This is a genomic window from Shewanella schlegeliana (assembly GCF_016765635.1).
GTDB lineage: Bacteria > Pseudomonadota > Gammaproteobacteria > Enterobacterales > Shewanellaceae > Shewanella > Shewanella schlegeliana.
The window spans coordinates 19,133-37,378 of sequence record NZ_JAESVD010000017.1 but is presented as its reverse complement, the minus strand read 5'-3'; the positions used below and the strand labels follow the sequence as shown (position 1 = coordinate 37,378).

12 protein-coding genes are annotated in these 18,246 nt (G+C 44.0%); 8 read left to right on the top strand and 4 right to left on the bottom strand.

Going from position 1 to position 18,246, the window contains the following annotated elements; genetic code table 11:
• The first annotated feature begins 3 nt into the window (after positions 1–3).
• Positions 4–3,171, top strand: a complete 3,168-nt coding sequence (locus JMA39_RS20545; RefSeq protein WP_202723759.1) for an efflux RND transporter permease subunit — start codon at positions 4–6, stop codon at positions 3,169–3,171.
• A 103-nt stretch (positions 3,172–3,274) separates the two neighbouring features.
• On the opposite strand, the gene JMA39_RS20540 is transcribed toward JMA39_RS20545, so the two are convergent.
• Positions 3,275–4,807: a leucyl aminopeptidase gene (locus JMA39_RS20540; protein WP_202723758.1), complete on the bottom strand. Its 1,533-nt coding sequence runs from the start codon at positions 4,805–4,807 to the stop codon at positions 3,275–3,277.
• Between the two features lie 558 nt (positions 4,808–5,365).
• Here JMA39_RS20540 and JMA39_RS20535 point away from each other — a divergent pair.
• A complete protein-coding gene (locus JMA39_RS20535; protein WP_202723757.1) occupies positions 5,366–6,589 on the top strand; it encodes a tyrosine-type recombinase/integrase in 1,224 nt (407 codons plus the stop codon).
• Between the two features lie 253 nt (positions 6,590–6,842).
• Positions 6,843–8,066: a tyrosine-type recombinase/integrase gene (locus tag JMA39_RS20530; protein ID WP_202723756.1), complete on the top strand. Its 1,224-nt coding sequence runs from the start codon at positions 6,843–6,845 to the stop codon at positions 8,064–8,066.
• Between the two features lie 165 nt (positions 8,067–8,231).
• Here the strand turns inward: JMA39_RS20530 and JMA39_RS20525 are convergent, their stop codons facing one another.
• A complete protein-coding gene (locus JMA39_RS20525) occupies positions 8,232–9,113 on the bottom strand; it encodes a hypothetical protein (protein ID WP_202723755.1) in 882 nt (293 codons plus the stop codon).
• A 234-nt stretch (positions 9,114–9,347) separates the two neighbouring features.
• On the opposite strand from JMA39_RS20525, the gene JMA39_RS20520 reads away from it, so the two are divergent.
• The 5 genes from JMA39_RS20520 to JMA39_RS20500 all read left to right on the top strand — a co-directional run bounded on the left by JMA39_RS20520 (position 9,348) and on the right by JMA39_RS20500 (position 16,897).
• Complete coding sequence (locus tag JMA39_RS20520) at positions 9,348–10,919, top strand: type I restriction-modification system subunit M (protein WP_202723781.1); 1,572 nt, start codon at positions 9,348–9,350, stop codon at positions 10,917–10,919.
• A 14-nt stretch (positions 10,920–10,933) separates the two neighbouring features.
• Positions 10,934–12,247, top strand: coding sequence for a restriction endonuclease subunit S (locus JMA39_RS20515; RefSeq protein WP_202723754.1), 1,314 nt, complete (start codon positions 10,934–10,936; stop codon positions 12,245–12,247).
• Positions 12,248–12,361: 114 nt separating this feature from the next.
• Complete coding sequence (locus JMA39_RS20510; RefSeq protein WP_202723753.1) at positions 12,362–12,688, top strand: hypothetical protein; 327 nt, start codon at positions 12,362–12,364, stop codon at positions 12,686–12,688.
• 79 nt (positions 12,689–12,767) lie between these two features.
• The gene (locus JMA39_RS20505) at positions 12,768–15,632 is read left to right on the top strand and encodes a type I restriction endonuclease subunit R (protein WP_202723752.1); all 2,865 of its coding nucleotides are present in this window, start codon (positions 12,768–12,770) and stop codon (positions 15,630–15,632) included.
• A gap of 176 nt (positions 15,633–15,808) precedes the next feature.
• Positions 15,809–16,897: a phospholipase D-like domain-containing protein gene (locus JMA39_RS20500; RefSeq protein WP_202723751.1), complete on the top strand. Its 1,089-nt coding sequence runs from the start codon at positions 15,809–15,811 to the stop codon at positions 16,895–16,897.
• Between the two features lie 73 nt (positions 16,898–16,970).
• Here JMA39_RS20500 and JMA39_RS20495 read toward each other — a convergent pair whose 3' ends face one another.
• On the bottom strand, positions 16,971–17,189 hold the full coding sequence (locus JMA39_RS20495; RefSeq protein WP_202723750.1) for a hypothetical protein: 219 nt from the start codon (positions 17,187–17,189) through the stop codon (positions 16,971–16,973).
• 430 nt (positions 17,190–17,619) lie between these two features.
• Complete coding sequence (locus tag JMA39_RS20490) at positions 17,620–18,240, bottom strand: YagK/YfjJ domain-containing protein (protein ID WP_202723749.1); 621 nt, start codon at positions 18,238–18,240, stop codon at positions 17,620–17,622.
• Positions 18,241–18,246 lie beyond the last annotated feature (6 nt).

Here is an 18,246-nt window from a genome sequence, read left to right as displayed (position 1 = left end):
CAGATGATTGAATCAGTTTTGCGTCTCGCGATAAATAGACGCTGGATGATGATGTTCCTCGCCATGCTGCTGGTTGCAGTGGGGCTATGGAGCTATCAAAAACTCCCTATCGATGCTGTGCCTGATATCACTAACGTACAGGTACAAATTAGCACTCGGGCTGCGGGTTATTCTCCACAAGAAACCGAGCAGAGAATTACCTATCCCATTGAAAATGCGTTGATGGGGATCCCGCACCTGTCTTATACCCGTTCATTGTCGCGCTATGGATTGTCGCAAGTGACGGTGGTGTTTGATGAAGGCACCGATCTCTATTTTGCCCGTAACCTTATCAGTGAGCGCCTTAATGGCATCAAGGGTAAGTTACCTGCACAGATAGAGCCCGAGATGGGGCCTATATCGACTGGCCTTGGTGAGATCTTCATGTATACCATCGAAGCACTTCCTGGAGCTAAACAGGCTGATGGTAGTGAGTTTGATGCCACCGCGCTGCGGGAGATCCAAGATTGGATCATTAAGCCTCAGCTAGCTCAGGTGGTTGGGGTCACTGAAATCAACACCATCGGCGGTTATGACAAGGAGTACCACATTACGCCGTTGCCTGCGAAAATGCTTGAATATGGGGTGTCATTCGCAGACATCAAGCTTGCACTTATTAACAGCAATAGTAATCGCGGTGCGGGCTATATCGAACGCGATGGTCAGCAACTGACGGTACGCTCGGCGGCTCAGCTCAAGACCATGGGCGACATCGCTCAGGTCGTGGTTAAACATATTGATAGCACACCAGTCATGATTACCGATGTTGCCGAGGTAGGGATTGGTAAAGCGCTGCGAACAGGTGCTGCGACTCGTGATGGTAAAGAGACCGTACTTGGCAGTGCTATGATGCTGGTGGGCGAAAACTCTCGTCAGGTGTCACTCGCCGTAGCCGCTAAGCTTGAAGATGTGAAAGCCTCCTTGCCTGATGGCATTAAAGTGGAAGCGGTGTACGACCGAACGACTTTGGTGGATAAAGCCGTATATACGGTGCAGAAGAACCTAGTTGAAGGTGCGCTACTAGTTATCGTGGTGCTGTTTATTCTACTGGGTAATGCCAGAGCGGCTTTGATCACTGCGGCGGTTATTCCGTTGGCGATGCTGGCAACGATGACGGGCATGGTACAAGCGGGCGTTTCGGCTAACCTGATGAGCCTTGGCGCATTAGATTTTGGTCTTATTGTCGACGGTGCGGTAATTATTGTTGAAAATGCAATTCGACGACTTGGTCAAGCACAGGTGCAAAATGGCGGTCACGTGTTGCCTCGTAAGCAACGTCTGCAGCTGGTGTTTGAAGCCACCAATGAGGTGATCCGCCCAAGCTTGTTTGGTGTGCTGATCATTACCGTGGTGTATATCCCGCTGTTTAGCCTCACAGGCGTGGAAGGTAAGATGTTCCACCCCATGGCGGCAACCGTTGTAATGGCACTGTTAGCAGCGTTGGTATTGTCATTAACATTGGTTCCAGCTGCTGTTGCGCTGTTTATGACAGGTAAAATCAGCGAGAAAGAGAGCCGTGTCATTACTGCGACTAAGTCACTGTATAAGCCGTTGTTAATCGGCGCTATGAAGCTGCGTTGGTTGGTATTGAGTGCCGCAGTGGCACTGGTTGGTTTCTCTATTTGGTTAGCAACGACCTTAGGTTCTGAATTTATCCCGCAGCTCAATGAAGAAGATATCTTGCTGCAAGCTATCCGCATTCCGGGCACGGGGTTGGAGCAGTCCGTGGATATGCAGATGCAATTAGAGGATCGCATTAAACACTTCCCACAAGTGCTAAACGTATTCTCTAAAATTGGTACTCCTGAGGTGGCAAACGATCCTATGCCGCCCAATATTGCCGATACCTTTATCATGCTTAAGCCTCGCAGTGAATGGCCTAATCCTAAGATGAGCCACGATGCGTTAGCGGCCGATATTGTTGCGGCAGTCTCTGGTCAGCCTGGTAATAACTTTGAGCTCACTCAGCCCATTGAGATGCGTTTTAATGAGTTGATCTCAGGCGTGCGTGCGGATCTTGGCATCAAGGTTGTTGGTGACGATCTGCAGCAGTTACTGACTTCGGCCAATGCTATTCACGAAGTGTTAGAGCAAATTGATGGCGTTGCCGATCTACAAGTTGAGCAGGTGACAGGACTGCCTATGTTGTCTCTTCAACCTGATCGTATGGCATTAGCCCGCTATGGCTTAAGCGTTAGTGAGTTACAGGACTTTGTAGCTACCGCGATTGGCGGTGAAGAGGCAGGGCTGATTTTTGAAGGCGATCGCCGTTTTAAGATGGTGATCCGTCTACCAGAAACTATTCGTAAAGATGTTGAGCACTTACATGAGCTGCCTATTGTACTGCCCTCTGGTGAGTATGTGCCTTTATCCGAGGTCGCGAGTCTAGAGATTGCACCGTCACCGAATCAGATCAGCCGTGAAAACGGTAAGCGTCGTATCGTAGTAACGGCCAACGTGCGTGGTCGTGACTTAGGTTCATTTGTGAGTGAAGCCAAACGACAGATCGGTGAGCAAGTTGATATTCCAGCTGGTTATTGGTTGGAGTATGGCGGTACTTTCGAGCAACTCGAGTCGGCGAGCCAACGTTTATCAATTGTGGTGCCATTAACCTTAGCATTGATTTTAGGCTTGCTGGTCATGGCCTTTAGCTCGGTAAAAGATGCGCTAATTATCTTTACAGGTATTCCATTGGCATTAACCGGTGGAGTGTTCTCGCTTTGGCTTAGAGATATGCCACTCTCTATCTCTGCGGGCGTGGGCTTTATTGCACTCTCGGGGGTGGCGGTGTTGAACGGTTTAGTGCTACTGAGCTTTATTCGTCAGCTCTACCAAGAGAAAGGCGAGCTGATGTCTGCGATTATCGATGGTGCGCTAATTAGATTGCGTCCAGTGTTGATGACGGCGTTAGTGGCTGGTTTAGGCTTTGTGCCGATGGCGCTTAATATAGGTACCGGAGCCGAGGTGCAGCGTCCTATCGCAACCGTGGTGATTGGCGGCATTATTTCATCGACGATATTGACCTTGTTTGTGTTGCCTATCCTCTATCGTATGGCGCACCAACGCGGTGACAATAAACGCAGAGACAAGTGCCAAGCTGGTAATAAACAAGCTGAAATTAGCCCAGCTTAATATCTTGAGCGTAATATAAAAAGAGCCCTGCAATTGCAGGGCTTTTTTATTGACTTTCTAAAGGCTAAGTCTAAATTTAAGACTAAGGTTTAACGCCAGAAGCTTATTTGCTTTGGGTCATGATCCAGTGGCTCAATAGTCTAACGCCGTGGCCTGTACCGCCAATCGGCGTCACGCCAACATCTTTTGAGGCGAGTGCGCTACCTGCAATATCGAGGTGAGCCCATTTGGTGTCGCCGCTAAATTGTTTTAGGAATGCAGCGGCAGTTGTTGCTCCAGGGCCGCCAAAACCAGCATTTTTCAGATCGGCGATAGGGCTTTTGAGTAAGTCCTCGTAGGCAAGCGGTAAGCGCCACAGTTTTTCATCTACAGCTTGGCCTGAAAAGGTCAGCTCATTGACTAAGGCGTCATCATCACTGATAACAGCCGTATAGCGCTTACCTAAAGCGCGCACCTTGGAGCCTGTCAGCGTGGCGACATCCACCATGACCTGCGGCTGATAATGCTCTCTGGCGTACCACATGCCATCAGCTAAAATTAAGCGCCCCTCGGCATCGGTATTGAGCACTTCAACACTTAAGCCCTCAGCTGTCATCAGTACATCGCCCGGCGCTAGCGCGGTTTCAGATACCATGTTCGCTGCCATCGGCATCACGGCGACTAGATTTATATCGGCTTTTTGCAGTGCCATCGCTTTTACTGCGCCAACCACGGCGGCCGCACCTGCCATATCGGATTTCATCCGCGAGATAGAATCACCCGAGGCCTTAATGTTATAGCCACCAGAGTCGAAGGTGATGCCTTTGCCTACCAGTGCAATAGGCGCGTCATCATTTCCTTGCCAGTGGGCTATCACTAAGCGTGCGCCCTCTTTAGAGCCACGCCCCACGGCATGAAGTGCACCCATGCCGAGTTTTTCGATCTCTTTTGGCTCTAGTACGGTAACTTTGACGCCCAGTTTTTTAAGTTCTTTAGTGGCGTTAGCGAAATCCACCGGTGTCATCTCAGTAGGTGTTTCAGAGGTTAAGTCTCGGGCTAAGAATACCCCTTGCTCAATCGCTGCCAACTGGCTGTATTGCTTGTTTGCATCTTTGGGCTTGCTGACGGTAATGGTGTAGTTTTTCTCGGCGGGCTTTTTCTCTGATAAGTATTTATCAAATTTGTAAGCGCGCAGGTTGATGCCATGAGCCAATTGAGCTGCGAAACTGGCATTGCAACTTGCATCGCTAATACCATCTGTTAGTAGCTGGATCTCTTCGACCTTAACACCATTGAAGTGGGCTGTGATATTGGCACCAAGCTTGTTGACCTCTCCTGGGGTTAGGGCTGACTCATCGCCAATACCGACAACCACAAGACGTTTAGCATCGATACCAGTAGGCATTAAAATCTCAACGAGTTGCTTCTTTTCGCCAGTGAACTCTTGCAGTGCTAATGCGCTGCTGATCTGTTGCTTTGACTGCTTGTCCAATTTTGTCAGTGCGGGTGAAGCTTTATCACCAGCTTGAAAGATGACTAAGGTGTCGATGCTGTTATTGCGCTGTTCAACAAAATCGAATGTTTCGGCTTGAGCAGAATAAGTTGTTAGCAAGCTTAGGCTTAATGCGCTAGTTAATAGGGTTTTCTTCAGTAGCATAGTGTCCTCTATCGGGATTTCCTTCTACGGTCTGGCTTTGCCAAGCAAGCCGTAGCTTTTATTGTTGTATTGGCAGTTGGCTGTGAAATTTATCATTTTTTGAATTAACAACTAAGTTAAATCTTGTTAGGAATCGTCACATGGTTTGCGAGTCTACAGCGTGAAAATTAGCCGAAGCTGAAAGCGGGAGGAGGAACGAGATTTATTTCGGGGATTTTTATTGCTGGGGCGCTTGAATAAAGTACAGGGCTGAAACAGATAAAGCGGGGTACATATGAGGGTACATATAAAAGCAAAACGGGCTCCCCATTGCTGGAAAGCCCGTTTTAATACAACAAGTTAAGAAGTTAGTCTTAGTTCATGCCGTAGAGTACGACGGGCTGTTTTTAGCGGTTTTGAATTGTTTTTCATCCAAGTATTTTTTCTTATTTATCAATAGCTAAAGCTCGTTTCGCGTCTTCATTGGTATTGGTGGGTTTTGGTTCCTATGGTTACATGGGGGTACATATGGGGGTACATGGAATTGGCCGTATTCCCACCTAAATGAGTCAAAATATCATGCTGTACGAATCTAGTTTGCGAGGACTAAATGGCAAGCATCAACCTCAAACCATCGAGCTTGCTGATGGCAAAGGTTTAGGTGTGCGTGTGTCTAAGCTGGGGAAGATTCGTTTCCAGTACCGTTACAAAATCAATGGCAAAAATAAGCGCATGGATATTGGCGCTTATCCAGATTTATCGCTCAGGCAAGCCAGAGACATTGCTGATGAATGCCGTTCTTGGTTGGCAGAAGGCCATGACCCCAAAATAAAGCGTTGCATGGGCAGAGAGAAAACGCTAACGCCAGTGACTGTTAAGCAAGCTCTAGAGTATTGGATTGAGAATTACGCCAGAGATAATCGCGCTAATGTCGACAGAAATATCGCCCAATTTGAAAAGCACATTTATCCCTATATTGGTCACTTCCCATTAGAGCAAACAGAGACTCGCCACTGGATTGATTGTTTTGACCGTATTCGACGTGGCATTGCTGGCAGACAAAAGCCTGCGCCCGTCGCTGCAGGGCAAATACTGCAAAATGCCAAACAAGCACTGCGCTTTTGCCGAGTTAGGCGCTATGCCATTAGTCGCGAACTGGATGATTTGATAGCTAGCGATGTGGGTAAAAAGCAACGGAAGAAAGACCGAGTGCTGACCGATGTTGAGTTGTACGACTTGATGAGCTCAATTGCAAACCGCAAAGGCACTTTTTATATGCGCTACCTATGTCGTTTACTCATTATTTTTGGCGCTCGCACACAAGAGCTAAGGTTATCGACCTTTGATGAATGGGACTTAGAGCTTAACCTATGGACAGTGCCTAAAGCGCATAGCAAGACCAATACGGTAATTGTTAGGCCTATTCCCGCGAAAGTTAAGCCGATTATTGAGTTTTTATATAAACGCCATGGCGACACGGGTTATCTGCTTGGCGAGCTCAAAAGCGGTGAATCCGTTAGTGGTGCGGGTAGCCTAATCTACAAACGGCTTAAGCATAAAGAGTCTTGGTCATTGCATGACTTGCGAAGAACCTTCACTACCAAACTAAACGATTTGAGTGTAGCGCCCTATGTGGTCGAACAGTTGCTCGGCCACTCCCTCGGTGGGGTAATGTCTATCTATAATCGCAGTCAATATCTACCAGAGAAGTTAGCAGCGCTTAATATGTGGTGTGAATGGTTAGAACTGTTGGTCAATCCTGCTGATAACGTCGTACTTATTGGCTCAGCAAGATACGGGTAACACTTCACTTTCCAAGCTAACTCCTTCCTGTAGCGTCACCTCTTCTCTGCATTGTGTGAACCAGATAACAAAATGCTGTTTTCATTGGTTTTCATACGACTCTGTTTATATTCGTTATTTGATACTTATCCACACTGATGAGGATTTTACCCGACCTTGAGCTATAGGATAGGGGTATTGTTTATGCTTATATTTACTCACATTTAGGTTGTACGGGTAATCAATTTACTCTTGTAATATCAGCTGGATAATCATGCTACACGAAACACATTTGCGCTCCATGAATGGAAAGTCTCAAGCGGTGGTTAAAGAGAAAAGTGACGGACAAGGGCTAGGTGTTCGAGTCTCTAAACAAGGCCGTATTCGATTCCAGTTTCGCTATAAAATTAAAGGTAAGAATAAGCGTATAGATTTAGGTTATTACCCTGATTTGTCCCTCAAACAAGCTAGGGATGAAAGAGATAAATGCAGAGCATGGTTAGCTGGTGGTCATGACCCCAAAATTGCACGTGAAATAGCAAGGGACAGAACTTTAGAGCCTGTGACGGTTAAAGACGCCTTGGAGTATTGGATTGAAAAGTATGCGCGAGTGAAGAGATCGAGCTTTGAAAAAACACAATCTCAATTTAATAAGCATATTTACCCTTACATCGGTCACTACCCTTTAGAGCAAACCAAAATTTCCCATTGGCTTGAGTGTTTTGATCGTATTAACACTGGTATTGAAGGTGTGCAAAAGCCCGCTGCTGTTGCTGCGGGGCAAATACTGCAAGCCTGCAAGCAAGCATTAAAGTTCTGTCGTGTTCGGGGATATGCAATCACTCATGAATTGGATGATCTTGTAGCGGGTGATGTTGGTAAAAAAGCAGCAGTAAAAGACAGAGTGCTTTCATATAGCGAACTAAAGGATGTATTGCAGTGGAGTCATGGGCGAAAAGGCTCCTTCTATATGCGCTACCTGTGCTTGTTGTTAATCGTATTTGGTGCGCGTACGCAGGAGGTTAGGCTCTCAACTATCCATGAATGGGATTTAGATAATGACTTATGGACTGTACCAAAACAGCACAGTAAAACGGGCTTAGTGATTGTTAGGCCGATACCGCAGCAAATAAAGCCTGTTATTGCGCTACTGATTAAGCGCAATGCCAAACAAGGCTATCTATTAGGTGAGTTGAGAGAAGATGTCAGCGTAAGTGGTTCAGGCGGTAGGATTTGTAATAAGTTAAAGCATAAGGAACGATGGACGCTACATGACTTAAGAAGTACTTTTTCAACCATCCTAAATGACCTTGAGGTCGACTCACGGATAGTTGATAAATTGATAGGCCATGTGATTAAGGGTTCTGAGAAACATTACAATCACAGCAAATACCTTAAGCAATCGGCAGCAGCACTGGATATGTGGTGTGAGTGGTTAGATAGACTGGCAAACCCCATTGATAACGTGGTGGATATCGGTTTGGCAAAAGTTGGGTAGAGTACCATTATTAATAACGACTTTTAATTGCTGCTTTGTTATTACAGTTTAACGCGCATAAAAATGTGAAATCTTGCACTTTTATGCGCATAAAAGTGTCTTTCATTGTGTTTGTTTGAATTGAAAAGACGCAAGTTCGCTGGTGGTCATCAATGAGAGTCTCAACTAATAGACTACGCCATAGTGTAAAGAGGCGCAGCCATAGCACACAATCTCATCAGTATCGAAATCAACAAATGAGGCTAAATCCATAGCCTCGCCTTCATCAAACTCTTCTTTGCAATGAAAGCACGGTGCAGGGTATTTCTGCTCAGCTTCTAGCTTGTCTCTTAGCGCGTGCACTTCATCAAGTGTTGCCGTTAAAGGTAGCGTCTCAATAACGCGACTGTAGCACTGTGGTTCGTGAGGATGTGGCCATGCCGTGGAGGAGGCATAAAACTTGATCTCATCTTCACCTTTAAACACATTAACCACTTCGCCTGTAATAGAAACACGATCCACAAAAGAAGTGTCAAACACTTGCTTATAGGTGGATTCACAGTGCTGGGCACTGTGCTTAGTTTTAGCAAAATCACCACAAGAGTTATCACTGCACAGTTCTGCGGCCACCAGTTGCTTACAATTTTGGCAAATCAAAAAATGAGTCGAGTCATCAATGTAGTCGTACAAAGCATGCAAGGCATGATTTAGATTTGATAAGTTAGGCTTTCTTACCGTGTAAACAGGCTTAGTTGTGTATTCAGGTTTAGCGGTTGAGTCAGAGTGAATATGTACCAGCACTTCAAACCTCTCTGGCTGCAGGCTAATGCTATAAAGCACTTGCTGACTAAGAGGCCGATTAATGCTGTCGCTCAATAAGGGGATTTTTCGAGCGCTATGGTCAAGGAATGGGTAGCTATTAAAGTCAAACACAGGCGGGTGCTCGTACTGAAAGCTCAGTAAATCTATTAGCTTAGTAAATGCCTCAATAAGTGCTATATCACCCTCAACCCGTATTGCATCTTGCTTAAGTAGCGACTGTACCGTGGGGATCAATTCCATCTTCATTTATCTGCTTCCTGATAATCAAAAACACTGCGCTGAGCTGTTTTGTATGTTGCAAACCAAAGGGTTAGCAATAGATATAATCCATCTTAAAACCAATGAATACATAATTGTTGTATCTTTATGATCTCGCAATGATTTAACCAATCAGTATTGTGTATAATCGGCTCAATATTTGTGGGGCTAACACCCCATGCTCAGATTAAAGTACTGATTAAAGTGCAGGTAAAAGTAACCATGGTTCAACAACATCAACAAGAGCTGAAAAAGCAGCTTTGGAATATCGCTAATACTTTACGTGGCAACATGTCTGCCGACGATTTTCGTGATTATATTCTAGGACTGATTTTCTATAAGTATCTGTCTGACAAGCTCAATCGCTATTGTGATAACTTGCTGGTGGAAGACGGTATTACATTCGTTGAATCAGACGATGAGCTTATCAATGAGCTACGTGATGAGTGTGTCGAAAACCTTGGCTACTTTATTGCGCCTAAGCAGTTATTCTCAAGTCTTGCTAAGCGTGGCGACAAGAAAGAATTTATTATTCAAGATTTAGAGCGTGTGTTGGTTGATATCGAACATTCTGCGACCTCTGCTGATTCAGCTGATGATTTTAACGGCTTGTTTGAAGATCTAGACCTTAACTCTAGTAAGCTGGGTAAAAACCCTGATGCTCGCAACGCAAAAATTGCTCAAGTGCTGACTCATCTTGAAAACATCGACTTCCACTTAGAAAACACCGAAATTGATATTCTTGGTGACGCATATGAATACCTAATTGGTCAGTTTGCCTCTGGAGCAGGTAAAAAGGCGGGTGAGTTCTATACCCCACAACAGGTCAGTAAGATTCTTGCTAAGCTTGTTAGTTTAGCTGGCGACGTAAAGTCTGTGTATGACCCTACCTGTGGTTCAGGCTCATTGCTGCTGCGTGTTGCTCGCGAGCTAGAGAGTTCTGGTAAACAAGGCAGCCACCAGCTTGAGTTTTGTGGACAAGAGCAAAACCCAAGCACTTATAACCTTGCTCGTATGAACATGCTGATGCACGGTGTGCGTTACGATAAGTTTGATATTAAGAACGACGATACCCTTGAACACCCAATGCACATGGATAAGCGTTTTGATGCGGTAGTTGCTAACCCACCGTTCTCTGCTAATTGGAGTGCAAACGACTTGCACCTCAACGATGACCGTTTTAGTGATTACGGCAAGCTTGCACCAAAAACCAAAGCTGACTTTGCATTTGTTCTGCATATGATCCACCAGCTCAATGAAACAGGCACACTTGCGGTGGTTGTACCCCACGGTATCCTGTTCCGTGGCGCAGCAGAAGGCCATATTCGTACACACCTTATCAAGAACAAAAACTACCTCGATGCTGTGATTGGCTTACCAGCGGGGATCTTCTTCGGTACAAGTATCCCGACTTGTATCTTGGTATTTAAAAAGAACCGTATAAACGATGACAATGTTCTGTTTATTGATGCGTCTAATCACTTCGAGAAAGGCAAAGCGCAAAACCATCTGCGTGATAGTGATGTTGACCATATTATTAAGGCATACAGCAAGCGTGAATCAGTAGAGAAGTTTGCCCATGTCGCTGAGCTATCTGAGATTAGCGACAACGACTACAACCTCAACATCCCTCGTTACGTGGATACCTTTGAAGAGGAAGACGCGGTAGATCTCGATGCGGTAGCAACTGATTTAAGCGATATTGAAACCAAAATGAGCACTGTGGATGCGGATATTGCTGAGTTCTGTAAGCAGCTAAATATTAAAGCGCCCTTTCTTGCAGGCAAAGAGTAGTGGAGAGTGGAAAATTGAAAATTGAAAATGATGTTTCCACTATCAACTCTCCACTATCCATTGAGGGAAATGTGCCTAAGCTGAGGTTTGGTGAGTTTGAGGGTAAGTGGAGTACTGAGCAACTTGGTTCGTATAGTAAACATATTACTTATGGGTTAACTATCCGTCCAAAGTTTGTTGAAGACGGAATCCCCTTAATATCAGCTCGTGAGATTACCTCTGGCACTGTCAAGTACTCAGAAGCGCCACAGATATCTTTAAGTGAGTTTAATAACTTATCAGACAAAGCTAAGCCGATAGTTGGTGACTTATTTTTGTCAAAGACAGGAACAATTGGTTTTTCAGCTAAAAATACAACATCAGAGCCAATTGCTATCACTCAGAATATTGCCGTTATTAGAATGGATGATGTAAGTACCTTATCCCCTGACTACGCCCTTCATTATTTTAAAACTAAGAAGTTCTATCGGTCTGCGATTTCGAAAGTTAACCAATCGACAATAATGGATTTACAACTAGGGGATATCAAGAGACTTCCTATTCCGATACCGCCAAACGCTACAGAGCAACAAAAAATTGCTTCTTTCTTATCAAAGGTCGATGAGAAGATTGGGTTGTTGTCAGATAAGAAATCCAAGCTCACCGAGTATAAAAAAGGGGTGATGCAGCAGTTGTTTAGTGGCAAGTGGGTTAATAGTGGTGAGTTGAAAGGTGCTAATAGTGGAGAAGTGAAAGTTGATAGTGGAAAGTTAACCTTCATCCCACCCACACTAAGATTCAAAGCCGACGATGGTAGCGAGTTCCCTGACTGGGAAGAGAAGAAGCTGGGTGACGTCTGTGAATTTAGAGATAGCCAACGACTACCTCTCAGCTCTGAAGAGCGTCAACAACGTCAAGGGCAGTATAGATATTACGGTGCATCTGGCGTAATTGATTATGTAGATGATTTCCTTTTTGATGGTGAATTTGTTTTGTTAGGAGAGGATGGAGCCAATATTATTACTCGCAGTACACCTCTGGCATTTGTAGTAAAGGGCAAGTTTTGGGTTAACAATCATGCTCACGTACTTAAAGCTTTAGGCTGCACGTACTTCTTAGCCCAAAGCCTTGAACTACTCAACTATGAAAAGTACAACAGTGGTACAGCTCAGCCAAAGCTCAATGCTGCAAGCTGCAAGAAAATTGAATTGAATATGCCTTGTGAAGCAGAGCAAACCAAAATAGCTAACTTCCTATCAGCCATCGACCAGAAGATAGAGCTAGTCAACTCTGAGCTTGATAAAGCTAAAGAGTGGAAGAAAGGCTTACTGCAGCAGATGTTTGTTTAATTTAGGTTTATAGGTTAACAGCTAAACAATTCTTAGATTGCACATTGCAGCCTGTATTTAGCTGTTTGTCGTATTGTGTGTTTGTAATAAGAATAGAAAGAAATGTTGAAAAAATTGACTTCCTCCATCCTGAGCTTGGCACTGCTTTCAGGATGTACCACCAATTATAATATGTATACGGGTGAGGAATATGATGAGTTTAGTCTCCTCAATACGATTGCACTGCCTATCGCTATTTTAGGTGTAATGGCAATCATTGATAGTAACCAGCAAAGTAGTTCATCAAATTATGTATATTGCCGAGGTAGCTATTGTGATGAAAGTGTTGCTTGGGACTACTTCCCAAGTAATGGTGAATATCGCTGTCGTGATACTGATAACGGTCAGTTTGTTCAAGATTATTATTGTAGTGGACAGTATAAGCAAGATAACTGGTATTAACGGTTTAAAAAAGCTAAGGAATAAAGCCTTAGCTTTGTTTGCTTATCAATAGCTAGAAATCAACGGAAGATATAACTGAATGGCTTCTCAAACAGAGCAACAATTAGAGAATAACTTAATCGCTCAGCTGAATGCTGGTGGCTTTGAATCTGTAGTGATTGGTAATGCTGCCGCGCTCAAAGCCAACCTAAAGGTGCAGCTTGAACGAGCAAATAACCTCACGCTAACCGAGCGTGAGTTCGAGAGTGTGCTCACTAGCCTTGAGAAAGGCAGTATTTTCGATAAATCTAAACGCTTGAAGGGTAAGGTGGATGTGGTGCATGAAGATGGCACCATTAGCTATTTAACGCTGCTGGATAGTGACCCTAGCAACAACATCTACCAAGTGACCAATCAAGTCACCATGCACGGCAAGTACCAGAATCGTTACGATGTTACCTTGCTAGTGAATGGCTTGCCTTTAGTGCAGATAGAGCTTAAGCGTCGCGGTATTGAGATGGCGGAGGCGTTTAATCAAATCAAACGCTACGACAAGCATACCTTTGGCGCAGAAGGCGGCTTGTTTAACTATATACAGCTATTTGTGATCTCCAATGGGGTCAATACTAAATACTTCTCCAATAACCGAGAGTTGTCTTTTAAGCAGACTTTCCATTGGACGGACGTAGACAACAACAAGATTAATGCACTGCCGCAGTTTGCTGATGCTTTCTTAAACCTAGAGCACCTGACTAAGATGCTCAGTCGTTACATCGTACAGAACGAAACTGGCAAGTTCTTGATGGTGCTGCGCCCTTATCAATTTTATGCAGTAGAGGCGATTGTAAACCAAGTAATGACCAGCAATAAGCATGGTTATATCTGGCATACCACTGGTAGCGGTAAAACCCTTACTAGCTTTAAGGCTGCGCAACTTATGACGCAGCTGGATGATATCGACAGAGTGCTGTTTGTGGTCGACAGAAAAGACCTCGATTACCAGACAGCTAAAGAGTTTAATTCCTTCCTCAAAGGCTGTGTCGATAGTACTGACAATACCAAGAGCCTATTGAACCAATTCCTTGGTCAAGCGGAGAAGGGCAAAGTCATCAACGAGAATAGAAACTCGAAACTGATTGTCACCACCTTGCAGAAGCTTAATAACCTCGTCACTAAGGCGCATTATAAAAAGCAGGTTGAGGGGATAGCTGATCAGCGAATGGTGTTTATCTTTGATGAATGCCACCGCAGCCAGTTTGGTGAGACCCACCAGAACATTATCGAGTTCTTTACCCGTGCGCAGCTATTTGGCTTTACGGGGACGCCTATTTTTGCGGACAACGCTACCGCTAAGAAAATTGCCAATAAGGGCGTACAAAAGAAAACCACCAAAGACCTATTTGGTGAGCGCCTACATAGCTATGTGATTGTTGATGCCATTCGCGACGATAACGTACTGCCATTTGCTATTGAATACTATGGCAAGCTTAAGCGCAGAGAGACGGGCTTAGACGTTGATGTAAGCAGTATTGATGTCAGTGAATTTTTTAGCTCGCCTAAGCGGATCAGGCAGGTTTGTGAGCACATTATTGGTATACATAAGTTTAAAACCAAGCATCAGTTTAATGCCATGTTATGTGTGGCGAGTGTGCCTGATTTGATTACTTATTATGACACGCTCAAAACCTTAAAAGCAGAGGGGCAGCATAAGCTTAATATCGCTACCATCTTCAGTTATGGCGTTAATGAATCTGAAGAGTTTGACGGCAATTTGAGTGACATTGAGATACAAGAGGTGTCGCAAGGCTATAAGAAGCTGCATAGCCGAGACAAGCTGGATGAGTTTATTGGTGATTACAACCAGCAGTTTGGCACTAGCTATTCCACCAGAGATACCGACAGCTTTTACAACTACTACAAAGACATTGCCAAACGTACTAAAGATGGTGAAGTCGATATTTTGCTGGTGGTTAATATGTTCCTTACAGGCTTTGATGCGCCTAACCTCAATACCATCTATGTGGATAAGAACCTCAAACATCATGGTTTGGTGCAAGCCTTTTCTCGTACTAACCGATTAAACGGTACGGTGAAGTCGCACGGTAACGTGATGTGCTATCGCAACCTGAAGCCACAGGCTGATGAAGCATTCATGATGTTCTCAAATAAGCAGCCTATCGAACACATTGAGGTGCCCGACCTTGATGGATTAGCAGAGGACTTTGCCAAGGCGCTTGAAGCACTTAAAGCCATAGCACCCGATGTGCAAAGTGTTGATGACCTCCCTGATGAAGATGCCCGCGCTGGCTTTGTAAAACAGTTCCGTATTTTGATGCGATTGAAGAATCAGCTAGAAACTTTCAGTGACTTTGATATTGAGGTGCTTGGGATCTCAGAGCAAGAGTTCGTGGATTACGCCTCTAAGTATGGTGACTTAGCAAGAGAGCTTAAAGGCAACCCTAGCGATAAGGCATCTATTCTCGCTGATATCGATTTTGAACTAGAACTGCTTCAGCGTGATAACGTCAATGTGGGCTATATACGTCACTTGCTGCAAACCATGCTTGAAGAATCTTGTGAAGATGCGAAAGAGAAGAAGCGACAGGTCATTGCTAATCTGCTGGCCACTGAGCCAACGCTATATAGTAAGCGCCAGCTTATCGAAGACTTCATTGAGAAAAACTTTCAAGGTTTAGTGCAGGGGAGTGAATTTGATGAGTACATCGAAGAGCAGAAGCAAAAAGAGATTAACCAAATCGCTGCTGAAGAGAAGCTAGATTCAGATAAGTTTAGCCAGATGATTACTAGTATTGAGAATGGTCTAGATGTGGACGGCCTTAAATCTGATGATATCGCTCAGCTGACCACCGAGAAGATGACCTTTAGATCGCGCCGAACCATTCTGCCGAGAATTACTGAAAGGCTGAAGGCATTTACTGAGACGTTTATTAGTGGCTTTCACTAGATGCTGAAGCTGGTGGCGCGTTATGAGCGAAGTGATGAAATGCCGCTACATGAAGACCTTGCTGAATCGTTAGAAACCGAGTCGACGATTTTATAGCGCAAGCGAGTATTACCCGTTATCACCGACAAGTTTAAGCGCTTTGTCGATACGTTTATGTCAGGATTTTAGGTGTGAGTATGGAATTAACATCAAATATCGGTAGTAACCATGTAACTGCAATTCAGAAGCAATTAAGCTCAGCTCCTAATCGATTTGTCCTTGCTTCTCCATATTTGGCTTCCGATATGGTTTCACTGCTGGAGCAGTTTGATTTCTCTAGTCTAAATCGTTTGGATATAGTGACAACATTCAAGGCTAAAGACCCTGAACAGCTGACTAAGCCGTTTCAGTTGCATGACATACTCGTTTATTTTCAAGATAAATACCCATCGATAAAGTTGAAGATCAACATCGACAATCAGCTTCATGGCAAAGTCTATATGGCATTCGGTGAAATGCTATCAGCCATTGTCACTTCTGCAAATTTTACTCAAAGTGGTATGTATTCGAATCATGAGTGGGGATTGAGGATTGCAGATGAGCAAACAATTGGAGAACTGTTAGAGCAGGTATTGGGGGATCTAGATTACCCTGAGTTAACGGCTACTCAAATCAACAAAGCTAAGCTGTTTGCTGAGCAGTACTTGAGAAGTAACCCTGATTGGACGAAGAAGCCCGATATACCCGTAGACATAATATCTACTATTTATTCAACTGAAGCAGCAAAAGATAAAGAGCCTCTTTATTTCTTAAAGCCTACTGGCTCTAGTGAGCACCCCGTAAGACTAGAAGATAAAAATGATTATTCTGACTTGCATCAGAATCTCCATTTTTCAAAACGAAAACCTAAGGGTGTTAGTAAAGGTGATATTGTTATCACAACTGGCGTTGGCTGTGGCTCATTGATCTCCTATTTTAAAGTGACAGGAAGTTTGAACCTTGTGACAGAGGCCGAAGCACAAGCAGAGTCGTGGAAGGAGCGTTGGCCTTGGTATATGGAGGCAAGAAGCTATAGTACTGAGTTTGGTCGAGATTGGTGGAAGTTCGATATTAAACGAAATAAGGCTTTAATGGAGTTTAGAGAGGCATTTCCTGATACGCCAGTTACAAGTGCTGGTGGTTTTGGATTAGGAACGCTGAATATGGGAAGTGATAAGGTACAAATCACTAAAGAGTTCGGCGATTTTCTGATAGCTAAAATTAATGGTGTTGGTACCACACTATAGCCAGCATTTTTTAGGTTTATCTGAATAACAAAACAGCACTCAAATGAGTGCTGTTTTAGTTTCTGAGGCTTGGCTAGCGGTACTGGGTTCTGCGGTATTTCTTCCAGTTACGCTGCTCTTTAGTATGGTAGCCGTTTATCGTATCGATGCCGTGAGGAAAGCAGTGAGAGCATCCCATCTCTTCACCAATGCAGATACGTGAAACTTGCCTACCTGACACTTTGTGCGGCAATGCCGCTAATCCTACTTCATTGACTCCGTAAAAACGGGTTAGTCGAACTTCTTTCTTCATGTCTCTCTCCTAGGGATTACCTAGAAAAGAGCGCCTTTTAAAAATCCAATTAGCATCAGTTTCTCCCACAATTTAATATTCTGGGTGGGTTAATCCTAATGTAATAACGGTTGTTTTACCATCAATCTTGTAACCGTTCGTAAGCGACTTTCATGGCGATAATTGCCGCTACTTCAAACTCAACATATTCGGAGTGATCACAAAAAAGTGATCACTCTTGCCTCTCTTAGCTATCTTCTATTTTTGATCACCCGCTTAAAACCTAACATGCTGAAAAGTAAATAGTTGCACAGGGGGGCTAAGTTAAACGAGTTCATAAATAAGCTTGTGATCAAAAAAACAGTAAAACGGTTAACAATTAATTAACTGTTTCTGTTGTAAAAATACGGCCTATATTTAGTGCTGGTGGTGAGGCTGTAAGTTGCTTTGTTTAGGTTTTATGTTTAGTACGGCCAAAGTAATAACTTTTGGCTAAAGCGGGATTGTTTTCTTTAGTCCAATTTTTGGCTAAATAACTGAGCCTGTATAATGCGGCTTGGATGCTACTCAGGGTGTTAGGTAATATCATGTAGGTGCAATTTTCAGGGAAGTGAATATTGATATCGATGATTAGCTCTTGTGCCTTTTTCGCTAGATCGAATGTCCTTTTACTGCTCCTGACTTTTTGCCCGTCCAGTAAAATGAAACAGTGATAGTGACATTTATCAGCATATTGGTTCTCTTCCCTTACCCAGCCAAACTCAGCTCTAGAGTTGTAATTTGAGTTAAGATGCCTGAGAATGTAACTTCTTAGCTTACTGATGGTTTGATTGTTGGGTAATGAATCATATAATGAGACATCTAAGCGGATCACCAATACTTTAGAGTGCCATGAGATATAGGCCATTAAAGTACTGTACAGGGCGTTGAGAAGTTTGCGGTTTAACCCTTCAGGGAATTGCATTACTTTCCATCTGATCCCACCTAGAACAACATCTATAGCTTGCTCTAATTGTTTAACACTATTCTGTGTATCTTCTATTTCCGGTGTACTTCTAAAGATCAAAGACATAATAAT

Bases quoted from the DNA above. Each gene is read 5' to 3' on its own strand.
- JMA39_RS20520 (WP_202723781.1), top strand. From the start codon at position 9,348: ATGGTTCAACAACATCAACAAGAGCTGAAAAAGCAGCTTTGGAATATC.
- JMA39_RS20525 (WP_202723755.1), bottom strand. From the start codon at position 9,113: ATGAAGATGGAATTGATCCCCACGGTACAGTCGCTACTTAAGCAAGAT.
- JMA39_RS20545 (WP_202723759.1), top strand. From the start codon at position 4: ATGATTGAATCAGTTTTGCGTCTCGCGATAAATAGACGCTGGATGATG.
- JMA39_RS20495 (WP_202723750.1), bottom strand. From the start codon at position 17,189: ATGAAGAAAGAAGTTCGACTAACCCGTTTTTACGGAGTCAATGAAGTA.
- JMA39_RS20500 (WP_202723751.1), top strand. From the start codon at position 15,809: ATGGAATTAACATCAAATATCGGTAGTAACCATGTAACTGCAATTCAG.
- JMA39_RS20540 (WP_202723758.1), bottom strand. From the start codon at position 4,807: ATGCTACTGAAGAAAACCCTATTAACTAGCGCATTAAGCCTAAGCTTG.
- JMA39_RS20490 (WP_202723749.1), bottom strand. From the start codon at position 18,240: ATGTCTTTGATCTTTAGAAGTACACCGGAAATAGAAGATACACAGAAT.
- JMA39_RS20535 (WP_202723757.1), top strand. From the start codon at position 5,366: ATGCTGTACGAATCTAGTTTGCGAGGACTAAATGGCAAGCATCAACCT.
- JMA39_RS20505 (WP_202723752.1), top strand. From the start codon at position 12,768: ATGGCTTCTCAAACAGAGCAACAATTAGAGAATAACTTAATCGCTCAG.
- JMA39_RS20530 (WP_202723756.1), top strand. From the start codon at position 6,843: ATGCTACACGAAACACATTTGCGCTCCATGAATGGAAAGTCTCAAGCG.